Below are 25,960 nucleotides of genomic sequence, written 5' to 3' on the forward strand. Positions count from 1 at the left end.
TCTCCTATCAGACGATTGATATGAGCCGAAAGTTACAGAGCGTGGCAAATAGTGTCTCTAATCCTGCGCAATTTTCAGATTAGGTTAGTTAATCTATGTAGCCCTCGCGCTTGGCTATTTTGTTCATTTCGCGAATTTGCCGAATCGAGCTTCGTTGCGGCAAGGTCCATGCTGGCGCTCCGAAGGTTACGAATCCGCAGGGATCGGCTGCCGACCGCCCCGCCCTGCCGGACATTTGCACCAGCGAAGCGGAATCGAACAATCTATTGTGAGCATCGAGAATAAACACGTCGCTCTTAGGAATCGTCACTCCCCGCTCCAGTATCGTAGTGGTAACTAATAATTGAATGGCTTGTCCACGGAAAGAAATCACTTTATTCGTTCGCTCCAAATCCTTGGAAGAGGTGCCTGCTATCGATTCCTCATCCATGTTAAGCTGCGAGGCATGACGCTTAAGAAGATTAACTAACGGTTCGACTTGTTTGACATAAGGGACGAACACGAAGATTTGGGCTCCGCGACGGATGGAGTTCCGAAGGGGGTTAAGCAGCTTCTCCGGCAATCGCTGCTTGCCGCACATTTGGTCAACGGCGGGGATGACTAGACGCCGCGGAACGGGCAGCGGATGTCTGTGATATCTAACCGGAACGCGCGCGCAAGGCAGCTTGCCTTTGATGACCGCCCGTTGCAAGGGCAAAGGCGGAGTCGCGCTAAGGTATACGGTGCACCCCGAACGGTTCCGGCATTTGTCAGCCGCGTATTGCAGCATCGGATCGTTGTGATAAGGGAACGCGTCCAGCTCGTCAATCAGCACGAGATTAAAGGCGTCTTGAAACCGAAGCAATTGGTGAGTCGTGGCGAGCGTAAGCTGTCCGGTCTCCCAGCGATTCGCGCTCCCTCCATATAGGACAACCCGGTCATAGCAAGGAAATGCTTTGGCCAATCTGGGCTCAAGCTCGAGTACGACATCCTTCCGAGGGGTAGCGACAAGCGCTCGTCCGCCGCGGGCAAGCACGGCGTCCAGCAACGGGAAGATCATCTCCGTCTTGCCCGCTCCCGTGACCGCCCACAACAGAAAAGCATGGTTGTCACGCAGGGCGCGCGGAGTATTCAAGAATAGCAGCGCTTGAGCAGCCGCATCGCTCTGGGCAAGGCTAAGCCCCCAGCGTCTGGTAAGCTCATTCTCTTGGGGAGCAGGTCCGCCGTAAGACGGCAAAGTTGCGGCAACCGCGGGCGACTCGCCTATGACCAGCAGCTCGCATTCGCGGCTGCGACCCATCGTCAGGCAGGCCTCGCAATAAGCGCAGGCCTGTCCGCAAGCGGCGCAAGCCGTGCGCCGCAGCTTGTCCGGGCCGCTGCCGCATCGCCGGCAGGCCAGATCTTCGGCGCGGCGGGGCGCAGCCGCCGCAGGCCCGAATAGTCGAGCGGGGCGCAGCCGCTCGACCAGGCGCGGAAGCCGCGTTGCGGCGGAGCGGCCGGTTTGGGGGCCACGGCAGCGGTTAGCTGCAGGGCCCCGCCCAGCGCCGCGTATTGCAGCGCGGCGAGCGGATCGATGGCGGCGAGTCGCGGGGCTGCCGCGCCGGCCAACAATTGCGTCGCTTCATCCCTCAGAAGCGACCGGCCCGCGAGATGCCGAGCAGCCAGCCGCGCTGCCGCCGCGAGTTCGGTTCCATTCCGCGATGTCGGACCAAGCCGCACTCTCTCGACTTCCAGACCGCTATCGCAAGTCCTCTCCGCACCCCAAGTTGTTCGGACGGCTTCCCGGAATAGCTCTGCCCAGTCACGGCCCGCTGCCGCCGAATTTGCTCCTCTCCCCTTCTCCGGCTCTAACCCGCTGCCGGTCGACTCCTCCTTTTTCCACCGTTCATTCAACGTACTGCATGCAACATCCGCCGCTCCCAGAGGGACCAACTCGCGCAGACGAATCATCTCATCGGCTCTGTCGTTCCAATACTTTTCGTCAACACCCCAAGCGATCGAAAAGTAAGCCCGGCATTTCATACCACTGCGAACCGCGTAGATAACGACCTTCATAACCCATCCCCTCCGCGAGAAATATTCCAACAACAAAAAACACACCCCCAAATCGCCGTAGCAGCGATTCAAGAGTGTGCTTCACCCGAATTTCCATTTAGAACTGATTACTTGAATTGTATGACAAAAACGGTTCCTTCGCAATGGTTTTCCAGCACTCCTTATTCGACATTCGTATCACAGCGGCAGCCGATCGACATCGTCCTTACGCGCCAGTTCCACCCAAACGACCTTTTGATCGGAAGCGCGACGATTGTCTAGCTGGCCGCCCTCGCTTCTCACCCATTCGATCCCGTTGCCGCCGCGGGCAAACCGCTCCATAATTTTCCCCGTATCATCCGTGGACTGATCCAGCACGACGGTTATGCCGATCTCCGTGCCCGTTCGTCTTGAAAATTGTTGCAACGCTCGAATATACCATTCAATTTGCATTTGGTGGTTGCCTGCGACAAGCACGTAATGATGACGGTCTAGGGCGGACCCGCGGCGGATCACCCAATGAACGAGCGCCACAGCCGCAGCGTAGAAGCCAACTATCCACAATAATTCGGGAAACATTGCGGCCACCTCCTTTGATTTGAAGGTGAGTGACGAGAACGGGTTTGTCTATTCCAACCCAGCAATTCGTCTACTCGTTCCACAATATATGCCGCAGACGGATAGGGAGTTCCGGCTGAAGATCGGACAATGTCGATTACGTCGATTCAAGTTCGGCCCTTAATGCAAAATTCGCGGCAGACCGGGATCAGACCAGGTCGCCGCGAACAGCGTGAAGCGCGATTATGTATGCAGATTATTTGAGATTATAGCGTTACCCAACCGTATTTGATCGAATTGATGACGGCTTGCGTGCGGTCGTCCACTTCCATCTTCTGCAGAATGCTGCTGACGTGGTTTTTGACCGTTTTCTCGCTGATGAAGAGGTTTTCGCCGATCGTCTTGTTGCTCTTGCCTTCCGCCATCAAACGCAGGACTTCGGCTTCGCGACGGGTAAGCGGGTTGTTGCCGCGCGGGATGAACTTCGTGATCGTCTCCCGGCTGGCCGCCGCGCCCGATGTCGCTCCGATCTCATCCAGATAGGTCATCCGGCGAAGCTGGTTAATCAGCTTGCCCGTTACTTTAGGGTGTATGTATGCATGACCTTCCGCCACCGTGCGAATGGCATTGATGAGCGATTCCGCTTCCATATCCTTGAGCAGATAACCCGTCGCTCCCTTGCGAAGGGTTTCGAACACATAGCTCTCGTCGTCATGGATAGACAAGATGATCACTTTAATCTCCGGAAAAATATCCCGCAACCTCTCCGTGGCGATCACGCCGTTCTCCGTCGGCATATTAATGTCGAGCAACACGACGTCCGGCTTTTCCTTGTTGCAGAATTCGAGCACTTGGATGCCATCGCCGCATTCACCTATGACTTCAAGGTCGCTCTCCATGTTCAGAATTCGCTTTAACCCTTCCCGAAAAAGCTGATGGTCATCGGCAAGAAGTACTTTAATAGTACGAGCCGCCGTTTTATTCTCCATGTGCGATTAACTCCTTTCCTGACTCTGCTTTTATGGGGACATTGATTCTGATTCGAGTGCCTTGACCTACGCTAGAATCAATATCGATTTTTCCTTGAAGAAGCTCGATACGTTCCTTCATCCCGATCAAGCCGAAATGCGTATGGGTTTTGACGCGGGACTCTATTGCATCCAAGTTGAATCCAACGCCATTGTCTTCTATAAGCAACTGAACGTTTTCTTCCTGAAACACCATCTCGAGAGACACGAACGTGGATTGGGCATGCTTATGGGCATTGCTGAAGCCTTCCTGCACGAGTCTGAACATCGCCGCTTCCATAGCACTAGGCAATCGCTTCTCCTTGCCCGATGTGTCGAACACGGCCCTGATCCTTGTCTTCTCCTCGAAATCCTGAACGAATTTGCGAAGAGTCGGTACTAATCCCAGATCATCCAAAGCCATCGGCCGGAGATTGAAAATGATTTTGCGGATTTCTTCCAGCCCGATGCGGATTTGCGATTTCAAATCGATGAGCTCGCTCCGAACGACTTCCAGATCCTTCGTCTCGAGCAAACGCTCTGCGATCTCCGTTCTTAATACCAAGTTGGCCAAGGATTGTGCCGGTCCGTCGTGAATCTCTCGGGCAACCCGTTTGCGTTCGTCTTCTTGAGCCAGAATGATCTTAAGTCCGATCATCTGCCTATTCTTCGCCGATTCTAGTATGCGCGTCACTTGGTTCAGATCTCCGGAGAGATAATCTAACACGACGCTCATCTGCAAGTTGATCGTATCGGCTCGTTCGATAGAAACTTCTACGTTCTTAACGCGCTGCTGCAGCTCGTCTCGACGGGTTTTCAGGTAGTTTTCCTTTTCCCTGTATACCATGAGATCGAGCTGCAACTGCGTCGCTTTCTCGTAAGCGGACTTAATGTCCCGCTCGCTGAATCTTACGAAATCCCGGCTTACTTCCGTAAGACGGATTCTGGCAAGGCGATAATCTCTCTCCAACCCGTCAACTCTGTCTATCGTTTCCGTCGTTTCTCTTATTACTTTATCCAACTCTTGAGTCAGGGATAGAAGCTCGCGTCGGGCAACTTCGCAAATTTCAAACACCTGGACTTTGCTATCTTCCATTACGGAGATGGCATTCTGGATCACACGATCTATTTGGCCCACATGAAAATCCATGAATCCGACTCCCCTATACTCATCGACGCCCGATTAAGGTTATGACTTCCTATCAACTATAGGTCTCAAGGCTTTTTGCTAGCAATGTTTACATCATACCATATTTCTTGCGATCATCGAGAGAAGGATTGAGACTTCGAATGAAAATTAATGAATTGTAATCGTTTTGGTTTTGCCTGCCCAATCCACCTTTTGTCCTAATTGTTCGGAAATAATGCGGACAGGTACGTACACGCTATTCTTAATAACGATTGGCGTAGCGGATACCGATTGACGAACGCCGTTTACCGTCATTGTATCTTTGCCAACCCACAATTCCAGCATTTTATCTCCACGCAAAACCGTCACTCTCTTAGACTTATTATCCCAAATGATCTGAGCTCCAAGGTTGTCGGCTACGAATCTTAACGGCAAATAGTTGGTATTGGTGCCTTTCTGTACGAAAGGCGCTCCCGGCAACGTCGCCTTCTTGCCGTCGACCGTCGCTTGCTTCTTCCCGACCGTCATCACGATCGTCGGTTGAACGGTAGCGATTTTATCCGGGGGATACTGCAAGACTAGATTATCGAATGCCAGTTGCCTTGCAGGGCGCGTTCGTCTTGGTCTTCCTCTTTGTTAACAATGTAGAGCTTGGTGAGTTTCGAAGGCCCTTTAAGCCCTGCGCCCGCCAGATCTATTTTGAGATTCTTCCATCCGCTCCAATCGATTTGGTCTACGATAGTCGCGTATACGGTTTTGCCGTTAACGTCGGTAAATTCGGCTCTCAGCCAGTGCATGCTCTGATCGCCTAATACATCTAGAGTTAACGTGCTTGGCGTGCCGTCGATCGTAATTCCTTTGCCGTTATTGAGCACGGCATTGGCGAATCTCTTGCCCGAACCTAACGTGAAATCATAATCCATTACCAGCACTTTGGAGTTCTCGCGTCCTGGAATGCCGGTAGTAATGGAGGAGGATCCGACCGTTTCGACGGGAGTGCCGCTAAATCCTACGTTATAGGAGGATTTCTCGAAATCCTCTAACCCTTTCTCCGAGCCTGAAGCCAGTACCGCAACCGCTCCGTAACCGTCATACCTGGCAATGGCATAACCGGCGGCGATATTATTCTCGACGCTGCCCACGGTAAGCTTGCCGTCCGCCATATTCGCCTTGAACCCGCGGAACTCCCACGTTACCGCGGAAGCCGGCACGGACAACTGCCTTCCATCCGTCAATTGGGCTTTAACCGGCAAGCTAATTACGGCTCCGGGTTTGAGTGCCGTCGTATTTGGCTCGACGATCAGCTTAGAAATCTGGGCTTCCCCGATGATCTCGAGCGATAGCGAATCCGTAGCGTTACCGGCTTTGACCTGAAGATCGGCCGAACCCGTTTTCGTGGCCGTGAACGTCCCGTCGACGAGCGTGCCTATTTGTTTATTGAGGCTCCAAGTCGGTTTCAAGCCGTTCGGATCGATCGGATTGTAGTACGTGTCATAAGCTTTCAACGAATATGCCGCCTGTTGGCCCATGAACAAAGTTTGGGCGCCGCTCGCTACTATGCCTTTTATCGCGCCTTGCGGCGCCGTCGTGTACACGCCGATTCCATTCGTTACGAGACGTTGCGTCGTTCCATAAGAAGTCGGATGGGTTAGCTGGGTTTGGAACTCGCCAAGCGGACGGGAGATCATCGTCGTCGAACCGCCGCCGTCCAGGTTAACCGCTTTCCACACGCCTAGCTCCGAGAGTATCTGTTGCAGCTCCTTAAGCGTTACCCCTTTGCGCCCGCCATTCTCTTCGACGGTTAACAAATAGGCCGTATTGCCGTCTTTGGAATACCCAACCGCGGTACGGGCGCGATCGGCGCCTCCGCTGACACCGCTAATATCCCTCGTGAATGCTGTAGCGGCGCCTTTGTCCAACAATAGCGTATGGCCGCTTACCATCATCTGGAACTCGGAGGGATCGTAGGTTCTGCCATCGGCGCTCTTGAGCGATGTCGTCGTATTGATCTTATCCCCGACGTTTAGATGAGTCGTAATAAAGTTCGCCGCAGTCTTGTCCCCATGACCGCGCAAAATATAGCCATTCTCAGGAATCGCCGTCACAATCGGAGTTCCAACGGAAATCTCGGTTACGATACCATCGACAACCAACGCTTCCGTAGGCGTGGCGCCGCTGTTCGCCGGACGTTCGGGAGCTGTCCAAGCGCTAGTATACATGTACAAGGCATTGGCATGGCTGTAAGCTTTGTCCGGTTCCGTGCGGTATGCCGCTTTATTCAGTCCCGTCAGACTAAACGGCGTTCCGTCGGCTGCGATAACTTCGCCCGTAAACACGAAATTATCGATGATCGGCTGTCGGTCCTTCGTCACTCCGAAAGCATACATTCCTTGCAATTGTTCCGTACTGACGAGGAGTTGCCCGGAATTAATTTGCGCCCCCATCGGCACGCCCTCGCTTGTGCTTCCCGTGCGGAATACGTCTCCGTTAATCCCGGCTATTGCTCCCGTTTCCTTGACCATCGCGCCAACGGACTGCCTTGCCGTAACGCTCCCTTTCGGGCCGCCCATTGCATTAAGCTGAACGTACGGATTTCGGAGATCCACTTGGAGTACGTGAATGACTTCGGTCGGCTTAGTCTTGTCAGAGGGTACCCATGCGTAGGTTAGCTGGCGGACGCCGGACGTTACGATGGATTCGCCTTGCTGAACGAGCTTATAAGTGACCGCAGCTTGCGAGGAAGCTGCTTGAGCCGCGGGAATGCTACCCGCGTTAAGCGGACCTGTGAATACCAAGACCCCGGCTAGGAACGGCAGTAACAATCGAGTACGTTTATGTCGAGCTTGTGCAGGTTGATGTTGCAGTTCATTCATGAAATCTAGTTCTCCCGTAAATCTATTAGAATTTGGCCGAAGTGCGAAGACTCCTAATATGCCCTACTCTATTAGACTCTTTAAGAGGAGAAAAGTTACACTTAAGAGTGCAATGTCACCAAATTTTAATAGAATCACAACCGAATGAGTGCACAGCACAAAAAAAGGCGGCCAACTTCGCCGCCTTTCCCGAAAATAAATCTATTTCAGTTGTTCTCTCTCCCGCTTGGTCAGCTTGCTCAACGCAAGTTGATAGGATTGCTCCATCATGGCGAGAAGCTCCCCCTCCGGCACGGCGCCATCCAGAACGACCGTATTCCAGTGTTTCTTGTTCATATGATAGCCCGGAAGGACGGAACCCGAGTATTGCTGCCGAAGCAGCCACGCTTCCTCTGGATCCGCCTTCAAGTTTACGCTCTCGTATCCGCCCGTCTTGCCGAACAACGCAAACATCTTGCTGCCTACGAACAACACCGGCAGATCCGGGTCGAAGGGATATTTAAGCGTCGTGCCAATCCACTCTAATCCTTGTTCGATCAATTGCGCGTGGTTCATAGCACCCCTCCGTTCCAGGACCGGAATCCAAAACTCTGTCTATTCCAGACCTATCTACGTTAACGATAAAAAATTGCTGATGATTTTGAGCCCGGTCTGCGCGCTTTTTTCAGGATGGAATTGACATCCGTACACGTTATCGGATTGGATCGCAGCGGATATTCTCCGACCATTGTATTGCGAATCCGCCAAACGGTGAGATTCGTTCAAGGGAACGCAGGTAAACGAATGAACAAAGTACGCGGTGTTATCTTCATTAATTCCTTCTAGGATGCTCCCATCCCACGAAAGGGCTGCAGTCTTCTTTAATTCGTTCCAGCCGATATGAGGGATTTTATGCCTTCCCCCATCTTCGGCGGTGTTTGGGATCGCAACTACGTTACCCGGTATAAGGCCAAGACCTTCATGTTCGCCGAACTCTTCGCTCCGTTCCATCAACATTTGCATTCCAAGGCAAATCCCGAGCAAAGGCCTGCCCGTGCGCGCATAATCCCCGATGGGACCGACAAGACCCCGTGACCTTAGTTCCTCCATGCCGTCCTTGAATGCGCCTACTCCCGGCAATACGAGCAATTGCGCAGACACAATATCTTCCGGAGAATCCGTCAGTTTCACTGTTGCTCCGCAGGCTTCCAAAGCGCGCGTGACACTGTATATATTCCCCATCCCATAATCAATTACCGTGACTTCAGGATTGGCCATCGCTAGTTGCTCCTAACATCGATATGATTCATTAATGCATGTTTTCGAATCCCATCCAAACTAAGACGATTGTAATGCAATACATCGGCCATTGCGACAGCGTCCGCTCTGCCGATTTTCACCGCGTCAACCAAGTGTTCGGCAGATCCCATGCCGCCGCTGGCAATGACGGGCACGGATACGGTCTCGCTAACGGATCGGATAAGAGACAAATCGAAACCTTTGCGCGTCCCCTCCTGGTCCACCGAGGTCAACAGAATTTCTCCCGCTCCGAGTTCGGCGCCTTTAACCGCCCACTCCACGACGCTTAATCCCGTTCGTTCGCGACCATTATCCGTATACACTTCCCACTGCCCCAGGCCATTTCGCTTTGCTTCAATCGAGAGTACCATGCATTGCGATCCAAATCTTCTCGACATTTGGCTTATAAGCTCGGGGTTTCGAACGGCCGCCGTATTAATGGCGATCTTGTCGGCACCGGCGCGCAATAGGTTTTTGGCGTCCTCTACCGAACGAACGCCTCCTCCTACCGTGAGGGGAATAAAGATATTCTTGGCCGTGTGTTTTACAATGTCGGTCAAATTGTTCCGCTCGTATAAGCTGGCCACAGCATCCATGTATATTAGCTCGTCAATCCCTTGCTCGTAATACTGGGTTGCGAACGTTTCGGGATCGCCTAGAACTCTCAGACCTTCAAGATGAATCCCTTTTATCAAGTTCGGACCTTTGATATCCAACCGCGCAATGAGCCTAGTGTTTGCCATGTTATATTCCTTTCATCAAGAGAAGACAGTTTTCCTAAGCTTCCACGTTCCGTTTTCTTTTTTCCAAAGATGCGGAGAACGGAATTGGTCGGCCAGATTCATAAAATAGTCCCGATCCATGATAGGTTGTTCGAACATCTTCGAAGCTTTCGGAAATTCCTTTTCGTTAATGCTTAAATACTGGAATATTTCATCAGCGAATCTTTCCGGGAACTCTCCATCGTATCTTTTCACGAGCGCGACGCCTTCATCGCGGGTTATGTCTTTGGACCGAATTTCTTGGGCTGCGTCGTACGAAGCCCGACCGATTCCGAATTTGACGTTCGTCGTATAGTAGTGGAAATCGTCGATTTTGTCGTCGATGCTATTGTATTTGCTGTAAGTTCCGGGCGTTCTTTCCGGCGAAGCTTGGAAACCGCCATGCTCTACCGAGTAGTAGTAGCAGCTCTGCGGGTGCCATTTCAAGTAATATCCAAGGTAATGGACTTCTACTTTTTGCTTCTCTATCGCTTCGGGATTGGCCGGAAGATAGGGATTCAGATCGCTCTGATCAAACTCGTAATTTTCTTTTAATTCCTGGATAGACGTGCCGCCGAGATAAATGTTGCTTTGGTCATCGGATGTGAAGTATGACCAATCCCTCTTAGCGCTTTCCGTATCAGCGATCGGATTTCCGTATTCCGCTTCGTTCTCGCCGTAGAATACCAACGGAATATTAAATAATAGGGACATCTTAGGCGCAAGAGCTTTTTGCCCGATAATGAACGGTTGAAACGGATGAAATAAGTTTTCTACCGCAAGACGGGTCAACAAACGGTGCGCCTTTCCGTTCGGAGTGCACAGGTAATTATCGAATCCCGCATGTATCCAGGATTGAAAGTTTTTAAATCCCCAGTCCGTATAGACGTGCGGCGCCCATGTTACCGTCAGCGGGTGCATGCCGTATTTATATTTCAGAACATGAGCCGCATAGAAACTGTCTTTCCCGCCGGAACCGGGAACGATACAATCATATGAGCCGTCTTTGCTGCGATATTGATCGCAGAGCTCGATAAGTTTTCTCTCTCGTTCCACCCAATCGATCGTATTATGTTTCTGTATGCTAAGACGGCATGCATCGCAAATTCCGTCCTCGTTAAAATGAATCGTTTTTTTCTTGCTGTCTTTCGTATGTTCGTACTCGACCGCCGAGTTTGGTCTCTGGTTGGAAATAACGCACATTTTGCAAAATTTTACTCGCGAGGCAACCCGTACTTCGCTTCTAATTCATTTTCCGCATTATTGAAATTGGCTTCTTGAATAGGTTCTCTCACACGGATCATGTTCTTTCCTCCAAAAGTAGATTAGTAATAGGGTTACCAGGCGTGTAATCCACCGTCAACAAATAGATTCTGGCCCGTAACGTAACTTGATGCATCCGAAGCGAGGTATACTAACGCCCCTGTCATCTCGTGCGGCATACCCATTCTGCCAAGCGGAATTCGATTCGAATAATTCTTAATGAACTCCTCGTTTTGCCCGCTTTCATTACCGCCAGGGGTTAAGGTATTAACCCTGATCCCTTGATCTGCCCAGTAAGTCGCTAAATACTTCGTAAGTCCAATTACGGCCGCCTTTGAAGCGGAGTAGACAGCCGGGGTATTGATCGTCACTCCTAGGTAGCGGGAGCCTTTATAAATTCGTTGGTCCGGCGCCATTGCGCCGTATATGGACGCCGTTTGGATTATGGATCCTCCGGTGCCCTGTTTAATCATTTGCTTGCCCACGGCTTGCGCCATTAAGAACATCCCGTCGATATTAACGGACATCACTTCTCGCCACTGCTCTAACGAATATTCTTCGAAGGGCGCGAAAAATTGGCTTAAATCCTTCGACTTGCTTGCGGCGTTGTTATGTAAAATATCAATTCGACCGAAGGTACCTACGACTTCATTTACGAGACTGTCCACAGATGCGGGAGAGGAGACATCGCAATAATATCCGCGCGCTTTGACACCGTAACGTTCTTCAAGCTCCGACGCGATTTGACTTGCCGCATCCGCGTTGAGATCCGCAACCGCTACATTTGCGCCGAAGTCGCTCAAAGCAGAGCAGAAATGTTTGCCTAGGATCCCGGCTCCCCCTGTTACGATCGCCGTTTTACCTTGCAATGAGAAAAAATCGCGATAATTCATGGTTTTGTCGTTATCGTTCATGATCCAACTCTTCTCCTCATCAGAAAATCGACAATTTCGAAGTCAAGCTCCGAATCTATATCGACGGATCGTTCTTCGGGCATTTCGTAGAGCCGCGTATCCAATTGAAACAAGCCCTCTTTCTCCATCAAAGACTCTCTTCTCCAAATATAAATCGAAGCATTCATATCATAACATTTGGGAGCGTCCTGCCGTCGAATTACAGGTTTTTCCAGTTTTTTGCACAATTGCACTGTTCCGCTATCGTTTAATTCTACTAAATTAAAATATGGAGATCGTCTAGCGGGCGCGCCCGTGATTACGTTACTCGCTTTGCTAGATTCCAATAGTTGATAGGCTTGAATAATGTCATCGGAAATTCTTAAGGGAGAAGTCGCATCCAGATCAACGATCGTATCAAAAATAACCCCCGTTATCTGTTCAACCATACTGACGCAATGTCGGATTACCGGAAGTTTAGCTGCTGTATCAGTGGCTAATTCATTAGGTCTACGGATGGTTAGGTCTGCACCATATTGCCTTGCAATGTCCAGTATCTCTTGCGAATCGCTGCTAACGGCAACATAGTCGAATAACCCCGTTTGTTTAGCTTGTTGAATACTGTAAGCAATTAACGGCTGACCAGCCAAATGGCGCACATTTTTGTTTTTGACTCCCTTAGAACCGCCTCTAGCGCATATTGTGCATAGCTTCATTTTTCATCCACACTTTCTGACTAGCGGAGGTTTCCGCTGCATCAATTAGCCTCATGACTTCGATACCTTCGCGAAATGTGCAGATTTGCTCGTACTCGCCATTAACTATTCGTTCGTGTTGGGCTACGTAAGTTGTATTTCTGGTCGTTTCCATTCGTTCTTCCGTGCCATCGACACTTATTGTACTGTTGATCAAATCGATTGCGAATGTATGACGTTCGGTATTGATAATAATCTTTCGTTGTGCGATTCGATCAATGTAATTAAGCTGGACGTTAACGACCGGACAATGTTCCGTCTGAACTAACAAGGCGAATACGTCGTCGCTATCCAATTCAAGTTGGCTATAGGTTCCGCCGATCGCCGTTACCCAATTCCACTTTCCGAGCAACCAAAGGACGAGATCCAACTCATGACTCAAATCCCGTAACACTCCGCCCCCCATCGCTTTTGAAGCCGAATAAGTTTGCCGGTAGTCCTGTCCGGGTCTCCACCCTGGCAAGTACTGACCGACATAGAATTGCGCCGATAATAGTGTCTCCCCTTGCAATAAATAACGCAATTTCTGAATGCATGGATGAAACCTTAAATTATACGATACAAAAATTTTCTCTAACGGAAGATGCGCGAACTCTTTAGGCGACTCAAAAATGGGTTTTTCGACAAGTATAGACCCAGTATAATTCAAGCGAATAAGTTCATTCAATGTCAAATAATGTTCCACAGTCCGATTAGATATGACCACCCAATCCCAATCCGACTTCATCATTGCCGACTTGGTCGTCCTGAAATATTGATATTTCTCAATTGGATCTCGGCTACTCACTACACCAACCTTACATCCGAGCTTCTCGAACAGTTCTGCGTGTCGCTCTCCAATTGACCCATAACCGATAATGAGGACATTCATCCGAAAACCTTGGAGAACTCTCCATTCGCCCTTTCATAGTCTTCCATTTTTCCGATATCCAACCAATACTCACGAATAGGGAAAATAGAAGTTCGCTCGTTGTTTTTTATCAAATCCTCAAAAAAAGTAGTCATATCATAGAACTCGTTCTTCGGAATAATGCTCAACGTCTGCGGATTCAAAACATAAATTCCCGCATTAACGAAATGTCGATAAACGGGTTTCTCTTCAATGCTTACCAATCTCTCGTTCATTACATTAATAACTCCGTAAGGAACTTGTATCTCGTAGTCTCGGACGCACATTGTGGCGACCGAATCTTGGCTTTCGTGATAATCAAGAAGTCCCGCAATATTTACCTTGGTTAATAAATCGCCGTTCATTACAATAAAAGACTGCTCCGGATTTCGTTTCAACAAACTTAAAGCCCCGGCCGTTCCCATACGTTTTTCTTCGAAAATGTAATCGATGTCGACGCCCCATTTAGAACCGTCGCCGAAGTGTTCGACTAACATTTCAGCCTTGTAATTCACGGTTAACGTAAACTTGTTCAGCCCATAGGAGATCAAATTCTCGATTGTCGTTTCCAGTACCGGTTTTCCTCCGACCTTCAGCAGCGGTTTAGGACAATCATCCGTCAAGGGCCTTAGCCGACTGCCTAATCCCCCTGCCATCAATACGACTCTATTATCGCGCAGTTCAGGGCTAACAATGCTATGAATCGTTTCCAGCCCTACTACGTAGCCATCATTATTGACAATGGGAATATGGTTAATTTGTCTTTTTCTCATGATGGCCAGTACTTCTCGCCTATCTTGAGCAGGGTTAGCAATAATAGGCGATCTATTCATAATATCGGTGATCGCATTTTCTAGGGAATGCCCCCGCAAAATAGCTCTTCGAATATCCCCATCCGTTACGGTGCCCAATAAATAATCCGATTCGTCCACAATTAGTGCAATTTGCATCGAATTGTTATCGATTGCGTGAATGACGTTAAGTATACTTTCGCTTCTCAGAACGAGAGACGCTCTCCAATTATTCATCTCGACACCTCCCTGGCAGGAATCCCCACTACGGTTGTACCTGGTCGAATGTTATTCACGACTACTGCACCTGCACCAACGATGCTTCCCATGCCGACGCGGATTCCTTGCTTAATAATCGCCCCGGCACCGATATGCGCTTCGTCCTCAACGCATACGTCGCCGCAAAGCACTGCTCCCGGCGATATATGGACATGATTCCCGACGAAGCAATCGTGGTCAACACTTGATTTCGTGTTAATAATGCTGTTTTCCCCCACCGATGAGGAGGGTTGTACAATCGCCCCCACCATGACCTGGGCTCCATCGGCAAGTCTAACATCGTCGGCCACAAACGCAAGGGGATGAACAATCGCCGGAAAAGGATAACCTTTTCGGGTCCATTGCTCAAAAACCTCTTTCCTCTTTTTAGGATTGCCGGTCGATCCTATTCCATTAAATAAAGCTATCGTAGAAAATTCTTTGCTATCTAGATCTATCTCCGCATTCAGATAAGCTAGCTCTCGAAACACTTCCTGATTACTCGGCGATAATGCGGAATATCCCACAATGTTATATCCATTGCGGTTCAACATATCGATTAACACCTTGGCATGTCCGCCCCCGCCGATAACAATACATGATTTGGTCTTCATTCAATCACTTCGTCCTTCAAATAGGTTCTCGTCGCGGATTTGCCTAAGGTAGACCAATATTGGATCGGCTTCAACCCGTTTCCTGGTCTTTTTACGGTTAGATTAGAAACCGTGAATAAGCTGCCTTGCTGGATAGTCTCTGTGGCCACTAAACTTTTTCTAGCAATAACAGTATTTTTGGACTCCGATTTGGAGGGCGCTTTCAAGCCTGTTCCTATCGCCTGTTCGACTTGTCTAATTCCTTGTACCATCCTTATTAACTCGTCAGGGTCTAAGGATGCTTTATGATCCGGTCCAGGCAGGGACTTATCTAACGTAAAATGCTTTTCTATTAATATTGCTCCCCTTGCCGTGGCTGCTAGTGGTATGACAATGCCTTCCGTATGATCCGAGTAACCTACCGGCAATCCAAAACTTAGCGACATGACTTCCATCGCTTTAAGGTTAACCTCGTTTAGCGGAGCAGGATACTCCGTAGTACAGTGCAGCAACACGACATGCTTCTTAAGGAGGGATTGTCCTTCGTCATTACGATAGGCTTCCAAGAAATCATTCTCTGATTCCGGTTCCTTATCCGGATTCAAATACCCATAGGCTAATACGCCCAACGCTTCTTCAATATCGCCTAACGAGCTCATGCCCGTTGACAAAATGACGTTAACTCGTCTCCTAGCGGTTGCAAGCAGCAACAACGAATTCGTCAAGTCCCCTGACGAAATCTTAATGGATTCCACATTTAGTTCATCGCAAAGCCAGTTAAGACTGTCGACATCGAACGGAGTAGATAGGAATTCTATACCCGCATTGCGGCTATATTCAAATAAGATGCGGTGGTCATCTTCGGATAATTCCAACTTCTTCAGCATCTCGTACTGAGTTTCCGCGGAATCCGTAGTAGCCAATTGATAGTCTGCTTTAGGCGCTTGCCTGCTCACAAGCTTGTCCGCTTTAAACGACTGAAACTTAACCGCATTTGCTCCGGAAGCACTCGCAACGTCGATTAATCGCTTAGCCATCTCGATTGACCCATTATGGTTAACTCCGGCCTCGGCGATAATATATACCTGCTGCTTAGACTGATTCATGATCATCTACCTCATAGAATGACTTTTGTATTAAGCCTCGTAGATTATCAAAATCCTTGAGGATTCCGGCAACACGTTCCGAAGCGCGACCTTCGCCATAGGGATTTACCGTATTCGTACAATCCATTGCAAACGCGACGGTCATCGCCTTGCTAATTTCGCTTCTATTCGGTTCGCAATCGATTACGGAGCTAGCTTGCATCCTCCCCCTCTGACGACTGCCTATATTAACCGTAGGGATTTTAAATGTCGGCGCTTCGTACAGACCGCTGGACGAGTTTCCTATTACGGCGTCGACATGAGACAGTAAACTCAAATAAGGGAGTTGACCAAGCGACGTGTAAGCTTTGGCGTTAGAGTGGCTTTTTACGAATTCATCGGTCATTTCAATTAGTTTCCTGCCGTAAGTATCCGAATTCGGCTTCGTGATAATGATCCCTGTTTCCTGTCCCAGAGATTCCAGCGCATGAAGCAACTCGCTAAATTGTTCCTCCGGCCTTTGGGCATCAAGAGTGGCGGGGTGAAAAGTAACGGCTACATTCCGCTTCCTGAACTCGAATTCCAATCGCTCGGAAAGTTGATCTTTAGTCAGAAGAGTCGCTTTTCTAACGAAATCCAAGCCGGTGCTGCCCACGTTGAAGATATGCTTCGGATTCTCGCCTAATTGACGGACCCTTTTAGCCGCATGCCCGTTGGACACGAAATGCAAATGAGACATTTTCGTTATGGAATGGCGAATCGCCTCATCAAAAGCTCCCTCGGTCGTATCGCCGCCGAACAAATGGGCAATTGGTATTTGGGCAATTAATGCGGCTTGTGCCGCCGCCAATATCTCGTAGCGGTCGCCTGCCAAGACCAGAATATCCGGTTTTAACCGATCCAAACATTCAGCAAAACTCAGTACAGCCAAACCAATCGATTTCGTGATGCCCACCGGCGTATCGCTGGACAATAACATTTCGATTTTCTCGTTGATGATAAATCCGTCTTGCTCTATGAATTTATATGTCGATCCGAACTCAGGAGAGAGATGCATTCCGGATACGATCAATTGAAGCTCTACCGTCGGTTCGGCTTCAAGCTCTTTCAACAGCCAATACAGCAGTCCGTATTCCGCTCTCGTTCCCGTAACTACGCAAATTTTTCTTTTACTCATATATGCCTCCAAGGAAAGAACTGCTTGGAATGTTAATCATGCGCAGACTTAAGTTCTCGGCGTTGACCAAATCCATTCTGGGGCATGTGGAGTAGATCTGGAGTTGATGCAATAACGTCCATGCGGGTCTTGACATCAAGCCATTATCATTCAATTGTTGTAACACGCTGTCTCGTTGACCCTTATCCTCAAGCAGTATCGTGTTTAACCAATAATTGCTGTTGCTATCGAGCGGTTCCTCGAAAAATCGAACGCCATTCAGATCTCTTAGCTGTTCGCGATATCGGTTCGCCAATTTCCGTTTTCTACTTAAAAAGATCGGTAGTTGTTCCAATTGAGCGCATCCCAGCGCGGCGTTGAGATTAGGTAATCGATAATTATAACCGATATGATCGTGATTAAAATCCCAACGGTGCGGAACCTTAGCGGTAGTCGTAATATGCTTCACGAGTTTACCTAGTTCCTCATCCTGCGCGAGAATCGCTCCGCCCCCGCCGGTTGTCATGATTTTGTTGCCGTTAAAGCTAACGGCGCTAAGCTTGCTGAATGTTCCTGTATGTTTGCCCTTGTAAAAGGAACCTAATGATTCGGCGGCGTCCTCCACAAGCTCTAGAGAGTATTTGGTACAGACTTCGATTAATCGATCAAGGTTTACGGGATGTCCAAACGTGTGCATCGCTATAACGGCCTTAATCGCACGTCCCGTAAATTTGTTATAACACCGCTCCCCATCTACTCGAGTAATTTCGCCCAAGTACGTATCTAGCTTTTCAGGATCGATTCCAAGCGTTCGTTCATCGATATCCACGAAATGGGGAATCGCTCCGCAATAAGCGATGGCATTCGCGGTAGCTACGAACGATAACGTCGGACATAATACTTCATCATTCTGCGTGACTCCACTCATCAGTAAACTGATGTGCAAAGCAGCCGTGCCGTTAACAACCGCAACCGCCCGCGCAGAACCTGTGTATTCGGCAAGCATTTGTTCAAAACGATCTACGTATTGACCTACCGATGACACCCAACCCGTCTCTATGCAATCCAGGACGTATTCTTTCTCTCGCCCTTGGAACACAGGCTCATGCAAACCGACGAACGATTTCTCTGAATCAATTGCCCATCTAATAGCTTCTATTAATCTCGAAACATTCAAATGCTCGCTCATATATTGTAGAAATCAGCCTTGTAGTTCTTAAGATTATCCGGATTCGTAAACCACTCGACCGTTTTCTCTAGCCCCCTCCGCAACCCGTCTCTGCCAGCGAATTTCGGCTCCCAGTCCAGAAGGCGCTTAGCCTTTTGATTATCGGCCCACAGCCTCTCCACTTCGCTCTTCTCCGGTCTGATACGGGAAGAATCCGTTTGGATTTCAATCTCGCGCCCCATGATCTCGGCAATGAGCTTCACCGTATCTCCAATAGAGATTTCATAGTTGCTTCCGATATTAATGACTTCGCCGATCGATCTGTCAGACTCCATGACTTCGATAAAACCTCTCACCGTGTCTTCAACATAGTTAAAATCCCTAGTCGGGTGAAGAGCTCCCAGTTGAATCTCTTTTTTTCCGTTAGCGATTTGCGTGATGACGGTGGGTATTACCGCTCTCGCCGATTGTCTTGGTCCATATGTATTAAATGGCCGAATGATAGCCACTGGCGTCTGAAAAGAATCATAGAAAGACATCGCCATCTGATCAGCCCCAATCTTACTCGCCGAATACGGGGATTGACCTTGTAAGGGATGCTCCTCTGTGATCGGTACGAATCGTGCTGTACCGTACACTTCGCTCGTGGAAGTGTGGACGAACTTGGACACGCCGGTCTCCCTTGCAGCTTGCAATAAATTTAGTGTTCCTTTGATATTGGTATCTACATAAGTGTCCGGAGAGTGGTAGGAGTAGGGGATGGCAATCAACGCAGCCAGATGAAGGACTGCATCGCAACCGCGCATTGCCTGCTTAACGCCATGAGGATCCCTAATATCGCCGGTAAAGACATCAAGAGAAGATTTAATCTCTTTGGGAGATTGATCCAACCAGCCCCAGGAATTAAAAGAGTTATAAACGGCAAACGCCCTAACGTCGTAACCTCTGCGTACCATTTCTTCCGTTAGATGCGATCCGATAAATCCATCGGCGCCCGTTATGAGTACTTTGCCTTTGAATTGCTTTTCCATGCAAGCCCTCCGTTGTTAGAAAATCTTTCAACTTTGTATGTATCTACAAATCAGTCTAACACCAGATTGCCATAAAATCGACACGAGTCGCCAACGTTCTACAATTCCAATAATTGGCCATCGGGATTCAATCAAGATCGAACAACCTCTAGCTTCCCAGTAGCTAGAAAGGCGGATCCAGTTCGCGCTTTCGCTTCTGGATCCGCTTTGTTTAAATAAGCAAATTAGAATGGTTATAGGAAATCCACGTATTCCAAGAATCGTTTAATCATAATCGCGGCTTCCGCGCGAGTCGCTTTGCTTTGCGGATTAATCGTCTTCGTCGTGGAGCCCTTGATGAATCCGACGGTAACGCTGATCGACATTCCTTCTTTTGCCCAGCCGCTTACTTTGGCTTTGTCCTTAAAGCCGTTAAGCGCGGTACTGGATGAGGAAGATTGTACTCCAACATAGTTCATAGCCCGGATTAGCATCGTTGCCATTTCTTCCCGGGTCACGTTCGCGTTTGGACGGAATTTGCCATCCGTTCCGCCTTCTACGATACCCGCTTTGCTCACCGCTCCAATATAAGATGCAGACGGGTTTGTGAGAGAGACGTCCGTGTATCTGGAGGCAGAGGATTTATCCCCGTTCAACCCGATACCTCTGGCAAGAAACTCCGCAAAATCGGCTCTGGTAATATTCTTGCCGGGCGCAAATGTTTTGTTCGTGTCGCCCGTTACGATAAATTTGGAAGCTAATACCGTAACATCGCCATTCGCCCAATGCTTGGCCATATCCGTAAACGACGCGTTCCTGCGCACTACGGCGTATTCGCTGTTGCCCTTGCGCTTAAAGTTAACTTTGGTCGAACCGTTGACATTCTCGAATAGCGTTGGAACGTAAGACGGTTGGTTGGAGTCGGAGTCCAGACGAATGACGGCCAAATTGTCCGTGGAACCGGAGAAGCCCGGAAGCGCGAATGATCTCGTAACGTACTGCTCGTAGTTCTCTACCGCTTTGTAATTCGTTCCCGTTAATATTCCCGCGGAGAAATCGGCAGGCGTCGTCATCGACTGAGCTCCGAGAATATTAAGAGTAGACAGCACCGGGGAGTTCTGAGCCTTATCGATGCTGATCTGCAGAGAAGATGTCGTCGTGCTGCCGCCCGCCAAGTAAATCTCTTTGCTGTAATTGATAGCCGACAACGGGATTTCGAATTGCATATCTCCGTATTCAAGACGGAAGGATGCGTTAGACGCCCTGGATGACGCATCCATTAGGGAATTGATCGGAATCGTTACTAGCGCCCCAACCTCGGTCGACGGCACTTTGAATGTGAGACGCGGGATCGCGATACCGCTGTTCTGTCTAATCGCGTCGTAAGCAGCCAACAGCTTCGTACCGTCCAACGTATATCGATTCATGGATTTGCCGGACGGAGCCGTACCTGAATAAATCGACGAGGATTTAGCGACGATTAATTGCACTCCGCCGGAGCCGTCCGCTTCCACGTAATCAGGCAATCCTACGATCGTGCCGCCACCGCCTCCGCCGCCGGGTAACGTCGATTGATTCGTAATGGTCATTTCGTTAATCCCGCTGACCGCTTGGTTCTGCAAATCCTTCACCGAATTACCCGTAGCCATGTAACTAAGTACAACGGTCGAACCTGTTGCTACAGGCGACGTTAGCAAAACCCTCACTTGGGTTCCGACGATATTCACGGAACTAACGTTCGCGAAAGTACCGTTGACTTTCACATAATATTGCGATGCATACGGCACGGATGAGTTATTGAGCGCCGCGCTGTAAGTCAATGTGATTTCATTATTGTAAACAGAGCTAGCCACCAACTGCGTAGTCGTCGCCGCCACGCCTGTAACAGGGTAGCTATTGAATGTTGCAGCTAGATTACCCGCCAAGTCTTTAATTCCTTGACTGGTCTGAATGTAAGAAACATATAATACGGCATTCGTCGCGACAGCCTGAGTCATCGTTAATTCGACCGTGTTATTCACGATCGCGACGGATGAGATCGCCGCGGTCGTTCCGTTTTTGATTACGGAGAAGTTGGATTTCAAAGGAACCGAAGCCGCGCTTAACCCTTCGTTATACGACAAAATAACTTTCGTTCCCGAAGCGGTCGCCGAAGTAAGCGTAGGCGCAACCGTATCGTTCACGTTCTGAACGTAGAAGTCCGTGAACGCGGGAACCGCGTTGCCGCTCAAATCCCTAAGAGGCGTCGATCCGGGCGCGTAAGAGACGGATACGGATTGCGTTTCCGTAACGCTCGACGGCAAAGTGAGAGTCACTACCGACCCGTTAACCGAGATTGCGCTAATGCTTTGCGAATATCCATTATATTTAACGGAGAATTGATAGGAAGCTCCGCTAGCGGGCGCCGCCAACGACTTATTAAAGTTCAAGGTCAGCGTCGAGCCGTTCAGTACGCCGCTCAACGGCTTAGCCAATGTCGTATCGGAACTATTCGTTACCTCTTTGGAGGACAGGGCAACTGCTTTATTGCCCGATAAATCCTGAAGCTGATGATCCGTATCGGAATCTTTGGTATAGGATACTTTAACGGTTTGGCCAACGGCTACTCCCGATTGAAGAATTAACCGGACCGTTTTACCGTTGATCGTAATTCCATTTACTTGTCTCGGGACATCATTAACCGTTACGTAATAGTTCGCCGGATATGGAACGACCGTGCTATCCAATTCCTCGTTGTACGTCAAGACGATTGCGCTGCCATCCATCGCCGCGCTCGAGAACGTCGGGGCCGTCCTATCCGAACCGATCGTCTGGAAAGTCCAACGATAATCGTTCAGTATGCCGGGGTAAGCATTAAGCGCCAAATCGGTAATCGCATTGTCCGGTATGCTCACAACGTAGGTTGCGGATCGGGTCAAGTTTCTCGTCGGCGTTAAGATGACCTTACGGGAATTCGTGCTGTCTACGCTTAACGTTGCGGGTATAGAATCTCTAATCGTACCGGATACGACTTGATTCAGGGTCGCGGCGACGCCATGTACGGTAACCGACTTATCGAATAGCATCGTTAATACCGCGTCCTCTTTGACGCTATTCGTGCCCGATACCGGAATCGTGCTAATCAATTCAGGTCTTACCGTATCGGAATTGACTTTAAACCACCATGTAGAGTAATTGGTTGATGGGATGCCTGCGTATGGATTTCCTGCCAGATCGGTAATGGCAAGGCTTCCGATCTGTACCGCATACGAAGTGTTCTTCACGAAGCTGCCGCACGCGGAGTAAACCGACGGCGTGATCTTGATCGTATCCGTTCCGCCGCCCGTGACCGCGCTATGCGTAACGGGGATCGAACAAACAACCGCTTGGGAAGAAGCATTGCGAATGACGATCATTCCGCTTCCCGGCTTAACAAGCTCGTTGAACTTAATGCTCAGCATACCGTTAACTGCCGTTACGGCTCCTCCGGCTGCCGGCGTAAACGCCGAGACAAGAGGAGGCGTATTATCTACCCCGGAAGCCGTAGTGAAGTTCCATGTCACGGCGTCAACGATTCCTTCATAGAGATTGCCGCTGGCATCCTTCAGAACGCCGGGGTCCATCATAATGTAATATTCCGTATTGGCAACCAGAGGTTGATAGAACGCAATGTTTATCGCAGTAGTACCGCTACCCGTTACTCGGGAGGCGCCAGTCGCCATGCTGATCGTTTCGACCGTTTCATTCGTCAGTACTTTTTTCAAATAAATATTTCCGGAAGTGCCCGTCAATACCGCGGATGCGAAAGTCATCTTCGCGGTCAAGGCGCCTAAGCTTACATTCGCGCTATTATCGGCAGGTACTTTGCTAATCAACGTAATAGGAGAAGCCGTTGTCGAGAAGTTCCAGGTCGTACCGTAGTAAGCGTTGCCTACAACGTCTACGAATGCTCCCTGCTCTACCATGACTTGATAGTTCTTACCGGAAACCAACCGAATCGACGGTTGGATTACGATCGTCGTTTTACCTGTTCCGTCCACGATTCCGCTTCCCGTTACTTCCGGAGAAAGCACGGAAATGACTTGCGTATCGCTTGTATCCAACCGGGTAATGCGGATATTGCCGGACGCAGCCCATACTTTCTCGTTAAAGGCAAGCTTGATCGCTCCCGTCGCCGGCATCGTCCCGCCGCTAACCGGCGTTGTCGTGGCGGAAGGGGGCGTTACGTCGCTAGCGATCACGCGGAAGTTCCAGGTCGTGGCATCGTTAATTCCCGCGAATCCCGCTCCCGCTACGTTCAGGAACGCATTCGGGCTTATTTCCACGTAATAGTTCTGTCCCGCCACGAGCTTTCCGTTAGGATTGATCTGAATCGTGCTCGCGCTTGTCGGATCGATCGTAACGTATGCGCTTTGGGTTGGGTTTCCAAGGTCGTAGCTAGCTACCGCCACGTTCGTATTCGAGTTCTTGATAGATACGACGCCGCCGCTGGCTTTAACGACGTTCTCGTCGAATTTAATCTTTAACATCGCATTGGCAGGCACGGTCACCTCATTGTTAGCCGGAGAAGTCGATATCATGACCGGTCCGCCGGCTGCTGCAAAAGAAGCGCCTGCTACCCATAGCTGAATCAATAACGCCATGATCAATGTGAGTGATAGAGTTCGTTTAAGCTGCAAAACAATGACCTCCTGATGAACACAGTAATACCTTTTATTTCGGCATTTAGTGCCAAAAAAATTAGGGACAAAGGACTTATTTACCAGTTTGCGCATGAAAAAAAGACCTCCGCTCGCGCGGAAGCCTTTGACTTCGTTCGTTGAAATTATGCTAAAGCGCCTTGTTTCAACGCTTCTACCCGGTCCAAACGCTCCCACGGAAGATCGACGTCCGTACGGCCGAAGTGGCCGTATGCAGCAGTCTGGCGGTAGATCGGACGGCGCAGGTCCAGCATCTTGATAATGCCCGCCGGACGCAAGTCGAAGTTGTTCACGATCAACTCGACGAGCTTCTCTTCGGCGACTCTACCCGTGCCGTACGTATCCACGTTGATGGAAACTGGACTTGCAACGCCGATCGCGTAAGCGAGTTGGATTTCGCACTTGTCGGCCAACCCCGCAGCAACGATGTTCTTCGCTACGTAACGCGCCGCATAAGCCGCGGAACGGTCAACCTTCGTCGGATCTTTGCCGGAGAATGCTCCGCCGCCGTGGCGAGCGTAACCGCCGTAAGTATCAACGATGATTTTGCGTCCCGTTAACCCTGCATCTCCTTGAGGACCGCCGATAACGAACCTGCCCGTTGGATTAATGAAGAATTTCGTGTCGGCATCCAGCCACTCGGAAGGAACTTCCGGATAGATAACATGCTCGCGGATATCTTTCTGGATTTGCTCCAAAGAGATGTCTTCGGAGTGCTGCGTGGATACGACGATCGCATCGACGCGAACCGGTTTGCCGTCTTCGTATTGTACCGTAACTTGAGTTTTGCCGTCCGGGCGCAGGTAAGCAAGCTTGCCGTTCTTGCGCACTTCGGACAAACGCCGGGACAAACGATGCGCTAACGCGATCGGAAGCGGCATCAATTCAGGCGTTTCGTTCGTCGCGAAACCGAACATGAGACCTTGGTCTCCTGCTCCGATATCTTCGTTCTCTTGTTGGATGTCTTTACCGTCGCGAGTCTCCAAAGCGGCGTTAACGCCTTGCGCGATGTCGGCGGACTGTTCGTTCAAAGAAGTCAGAACGGCGCAAGTGCTGGAATCGAAACCGTATTTAGCCCTAGTATAACCGATCTCCTTGATCGTACGACGAGCGATAGCGGAAATATCTACGAAGTCGGCTTTGCTGCTGATTTCGCCAATGACTAATACAAGCCCAGTAGCAACGGACACTTCGCAGGCTACACGAGCGTAAGGGTCCACTTCCAGGAACGCGTCCAATACCGCGTCTGAAATCTGATCGCATATTTTATCCGGATGGCCTTCGGTGACCGATTCGGATGTGAAGAGATGCCGGCCTTTTATCGACAAAGTCTCCAACCCCCACATATAAAATCAACCTTTTCCCATGGGAAAAGGCTGTAAAGAATAAACCTTCGATTAATAATGATACCGGAACTGTCGAGGAGTGTCAATGTAATGCAGCCTTTTCCGCGCTATGAATAACAAGGTTACAGGAGCGTTTGCTGAGCTTGTTGAACGAGTCTTTTCGTAATGCCTCCGCCCAGAGATCCTGCTTCCCGCGAAGTAAGATCTCCTAGATATTGTTGCCCAAAGCCGGCCGAACTTATGCTTCCCAGCTCGCCGGCGAATTCCGTATCCAGCCCGCCCGTATGTGCAGCTATCGGAACACCTAGTTCCGCGGCAATTTCGTATTTCATCTGATTAATCGCATTAGCGCACTCCGGTACGACAAGTCTGTTGCTTCTGTTGTTTCTCGCCATAATTATAGTCCTCCTTGTATTGTGATGAACCTAGTATGTACCGGCTCATCGCGATCAAGG

At 49.7% G+C, this 25,960-nt stretch carries 23 protein-coding genes; all 23 read right to left on the reverse strand.

Annotation, left to right across the window (positions count from 1 at the left end; all coding sequences use genetic code 11):
- Positions 1 to 88: 88 nt before the first annotated feature.
- Positions 89 to 1,279: a helicase-related protein gene (locus FPL14_RS11250; protein WP_229263872.1), complete on the reverse strand. Its 1,191-nt coding sequence runs from the start codon at positions 1,277 to 1,279 to the stop codon at positions 89 to 91.
- A gap of 2 nt (positions 1,280 to 1,281) precedes the next feature.
- On the reverse strand, positions 1,282 to 2,070 hold the full coding sequence (locus FPL14_RS29880) for a hypothetical protein (RefSeq protein WP_229263873.1): 789 nt from the start codon (positions 2,068 to 2,070) through the stop codon (positions 1,282 to 1,284).
- Positions 2,071 to 2,211: 141 nt separating this feature from the next.
- A complete protein-coding gene (locus tag FPL14_RS11255; RefSeq protein WP_182303028.1) occupies positions 2,212 to 2,592 on the reverse strand; it encodes a hypothetical protein in 381 nt (126 codons plus the stop codon).
- 245 nt (positions 2,593 to 2,837) lie between these two features.
- Entirely contained in the window at positions 2,838 to 3,560 is a 723-nt protein-coding gene (locus FPL14_RS11260) for a response regulator (protein WP_182303029.1), read from the reverse strand.
- Complete coding sequence (locus tag FPL14_RS11265) at positions 3,550 to 4,728, reverse strand: sensor histidine kinase (protein WP_182303030.1); 1,179 nt, start codon at positions 4,726 to 4,728, stop codon at positions 3,550 to 3,552. Before FPL14_RS11265 ends, FPL14_RS11260 begins: the two co-directional genes overlap by 11 nt.
- A 147-nt stretch (positions 4,729 to 4,875) precedes the next feature.
- A complete protein-coding gene (locus FPL14_RS11270) occupies positions 4,876 to 5,283 on the reverse strand; it encodes a copper amine oxidase N-terminal domain-containing protein (protein WP_182303031.1) in 408 nt (135 codons plus the stop codon).
- 2 nt (positions 5,284 to 5,285) lie between these two features.
- Entirely contained in the window at positions 5,286 to 7,580 is a 2,295-nt protein-coding gene (locus tag FPL14_RS11275) for a phosphodiester glycosidase family protein (protein WP_182303032.1), read from the reverse strand.
- 201 nt (positions 7,581 to 7,781) lie between these two features.
- Complete coding sequence (locus FPL14_RS11280) at positions 7,782 to 8,135, reverse strand: MmcQ/YjbR family DNA-binding protein (RefSeq protein ID WP_182303033.1); 354 nt, start codon at positions 8,133 to 8,135, stop codon at positions 7,782 to 7,784.
- A 54-nt stretch (positions 8,136 to 8,189) separates the two neighbouring features.
- Entirely contained in the window at positions 8,190 to 8,837 is a 648-nt protein-coding gene (gene hisH / locus FPL14_RS11285) for an imidazole glycerol phosphate synthase subunit HisH (RefSeq protein WP_182303034.1), read from the reverse strand.
- A gap of 2 nt (positions 8,838 to 8,839) precedes the next feature.
- A complete protein-coding gene (hisF, locus tag FPL14_RS11290; protein ID WP_182303035.1) occupies positions 8,840 to 9,601 on the reverse strand; it encodes an imidazole glycerol phosphate synthase subunit HisF in 762 nt (253 codons plus the stop codon).
- 15 nt (positions 9,602 to 9,616) lie between these two features.
- Positions 9,617 to 10,822 (reverse strand): N-acetyl sugar amidotransferase, encoded by a 1,206-nt coding sequence (locus tag FPL14_RS11295; RefSeq protein WP_182303036.1) that lies wholly within the window; start codon positions 10,820 to 10,822, stop codon positions 9,617 to 9,619.
- A 134-nt stretch (positions 10,823 to 10,956) separates the two neighbouring features.
- Positions 10,957 to 11,796, reverse strand: a complete 840-nt coding sequence (locus FPL14_RS11300) for an SDR family oxidoreductase (protein WP_229263874.1) — start codon at positions 11,794 to 11,796, stop codon at positions 10,957 to 10,959.
- On the reverse strand, positions 11,793 to 12,491 hold the full coding sequence (locus FPL14_RS11305; protein ID WP_182303037.1) for an acylneuraminate cytidylyltransferase family protein: 699 nt from the start codon (positions 12,489 to 12,491) through the stop codon (positions 11,793 to 11,795). The genes FPL14_RS11300 and FPL14_RS11305 overlap by 4 nt, the downstream gene beginning before the upstream one ends.
- Positions 12,466 to 13,401, reverse strand: a complete 936-nt coding sequence (locus FPL14_RS30495) for a Gfo/Idh/MocA family protein (protein ID WP_182303038.1) — start codon at positions 13,399 to 13,401, stop codon at positions 12,466 to 12,468. The genes FPL14_RS11305 and FPL14_RS30495 overlap by 26 nt, the downstream gene beginning before the upstream one ends.
- Positions 13,398 to 14,447, reverse strand: a complete 1,050-nt coding sequence (locus FPL14_RS11315; protein WP_182303039.1) for a nucleotidyltransferase family protein — start codon at positions 14,445 to 14,447, stop codon at positions 13,398 to 13,400. The genes FPL14_RS30495 and FPL14_RS11315 overlap by 4 nt, the downstream gene beginning before the upstream one ends.
- Positions 14,444 to 15,082 (reverse strand): acetyltransferase, encoded by a 639-nt coding sequence (locus FPL14_RS11320; protein ID WP_182303040.1) that lies wholly within the window; start codon positions 15,080 to 15,082, stop codon positions 14,444 to 14,446. The genes FPL14_RS11315 and FPL14_RS11320 overlap by 4 nt, the downstream gene beginning before the upstream one ends.
- The gene (gene neuB, locus FPL14_RS11325; RefSeq protein WP_182303041.1) at positions 15,079 to 16,167 is read right to left on the reverse strand and encodes an N-acetylneuraminate synthase; all 1,089 of its coding nucleotides are present in this window, start codon (positions 16,165 to 16,167) and stop codon (positions 15,079 to 15,081) included. Before neuB ends, FPL14_RS11320 begins: the two co-directional genes overlap by 4 nt.
- Entirely contained in the window at positions 16,154 to 17,323 is a 1,170-nt protein-coding gene (gene neuC, locus FPL14_RS11330) for a UDP-N-acetylglucosamine 2-epimerase (RefSeq protein WP_182303042.1), read from the reverse strand. The genes neuB and neuC overlap by 14 nt, the downstream gene beginning before the upstream one ends.
- Entirely contained in the window at positions 17,316 to 18,491 is a 1,176-nt protein-coding gene (locus tag FPL14_RS11335) for a LegC family aminotransferase (protein ID WP_182303043.1), read from the reverse strand. The genes neuC and FPL14_RS11335 overlap by 8 nt, the downstream gene beginning before the upstream one ends.
- A complete protein-coding gene (locus tag FPL14_RS11340; protein ID WP_182303044.1) occupies positions 18,488 to 19,501 on the reverse strand; it encodes an NAD-dependent 4,6-dehydratase LegB in 1,014 nt (337 codons plus the stop codon). Before FPL14_RS11340 ends, FPL14_RS11335 begins: the two co-directional genes overlap by 4 nt.
- Before the next feature lie 233 nt (positions 19,502 to 19,734).
- The gene (locus tag FPL14_RS11345) at positions 19,735 to 24,138 is read right to left on the reverse strand and encodes an Ig-like domain-containing protein (RefSeq protein ID WP_182303045.1); all 4,404 of its coding nucleotides are present in this window, start codon (positions 24,136 to 24,138) and stop codon (positions 19,735 to 19,737) included.
- Between the two features lie 146 nt (positions 24,139 to 24,284).
- Positions 24,285 to 25,487 carry a methionine adenosyltransferase gene (metK, locus tag FPL14_RS11350; protein WP_220471237.1) on the reverse strand — a complete coding sequence of 401 codons (1,203 nt, stop codon included), beginning with the start codon at positions 25,485 to 25,487 and terminating at the stop codon, positions 24,285 to 24,287.
- Positions 25,488 to 25,627: 140 nt separating this feature from the next.
- Complete coding sequence (locus FPL14_RS11355) at positions 25,628 to 25,900, reverse strand: alpha/beta-type small acid-soluble spore protein (protein ID WP_182303047.1); 273 nt, start codon at positions 25,898 to 25,900, stop codon at positions 25,628 to 25,630.
- Positions 25,901 to 25,960 lie beyond the last annotated feature (60 nt).

This window comes from Cohnella cholangitidis (assembly GCF_014107495.1).
Taxonomy (GTDB): domain Bacteria; phylum Bacillota; class Bacilli; order Paenibacillales; family Paenibacillaceae; genus Cohnella; species Cohnella cholangitidis.

Bases quoted from the DNA above. Each gene is read 5' to 3' on its own strand.
- FPL14_RS11250 (WP_229263872.1), bottom strand. From the start codon at position 1,279: ATGGGTCGCAGCCGCGAATGCGAGCTGCTGGTCATAGGCGAGTCGCCC.
- FPL14_RS11255 (WP_182303028.1), bottom strand. From the start codon at position 2,592: ATGTTTCCCGAATTATTGTGGATAGTTGGCTTCTACGCTGCGGCTGTG.
- FPL14_RS11260 (WP_182303029.1), bottom strand. From the start codon at position 3,560: ATGGAGAATAAAACGGCGGCTCGTACTATTAAAGTACTTCTTGCCGAT.
- FPL14_RS11265 (WP_182303030.1), bottom strand. From the start codon at position 4,728: ATGGATTTTCATGTGGGCCAAATAGATCGTGTGATCCAGAATGCCATC.
- FPL14_RS11275 (WP_182303032.1), bottom strand. From the start codon at position 7,580: ATGAATGAACTGCAACATCAACCTGCACAAGCTCGACATAAACGTACT.
- FPL14_RS11280 (WP_182303033.1), bottom strand. From the start codon at position 8,135: ATGAACCACGCGCAATTGATCGAACAAGGATTAGAGTGGATTGGCACG.
- hisH (WP_182303034.1), bottom strand. From the start codon at position 8,837: ATGGCCAATCCTGAAGTCACGGTAATTGATTATGGGATGGGGAATATA.
- hisF (WP_182303035.1), bottom strand. From the start codon at position 9,601: ATGGCAAACACTAGGCTCATTGCGCGGTTGGATATCAAAGGTCCGAAC.
- FPL14_RS11295 (WP_182303036.1), bottom strand. From the start codon at position 10,822: ATGTGCGTTATTTCCAACCAGAGACCAAACTCGGCGGTCGAGTACGAA.
- FPL14_RS11300 (WP_229263874.1), bottom strand. From the start codon at position 11,796: ATGAACGATAACGACAAAACCATGAATTATCGCGATTTTTTCTCATTG.
- FPL14_RS11305 (WP_182303037.1), bottom strand. From the start codon at position 12,491: ATGAAGCTATGCACAATATGCGCTAGAGGCGGTTCTAAGGGAGTCAAA.
- FPL14_RS30495 (WP_182303038.1), bottom strand. From the start codon at position 13,401: ATGAATGTCCTCATTATCGGTTATGGGTCAATTGGAGAGCGACACGCA.
- FPL14_RS11315 (WP_182303039.1), bottom strand. From the start codon at position 14,447: ATGAATAATTGGAGAGCGTCTCTCGTTCTGAGAAGCGAAAGTATACTT.
- FPL14_RS11320 (WP_182303040.1), bottom strand. From the start codon at position 15,082: ATGAAGACCAAATCATGTATTGTTATCGGCGGGGGCGGACATGCCAAG.
- neuB (WP_182303041.1), bottom strand. From the start codon at position 16,167: ATGAATCAGTCTAAGCAGCAGGTATATATTATCGCCGAGGCCGGAGTT.
- neuC (WP_182303042.1), bottom strand. From the start codon at position 17,323: ATGAGTAAAAGAAAAATTTGCGTAGTTACGGGAACGAGAGCGGAATAC.
- FPL14_RS11335 (WP_182303043.1), bottom strand. From the start codon at position 18,491: ATGAGCGAGCATTTGAATGTTTCGAGATTAATAGAAGCTATTAGATGG.
- FPL14_RS11340 (WP_182303044.1), bottom strand. From the start codon at position 19,501: ATGGAAAAGCAATTCAAAGGCAAAGTACTCATAACGGGCGCCGATGGA.
- FPL14_RS11355 (WP_182303047.1), bottom strand. From the start codon at position 25,900: ATGGCGAGAAACAACAGAAGCAACAGACTTGTCGTACCGGAGTGCGCT.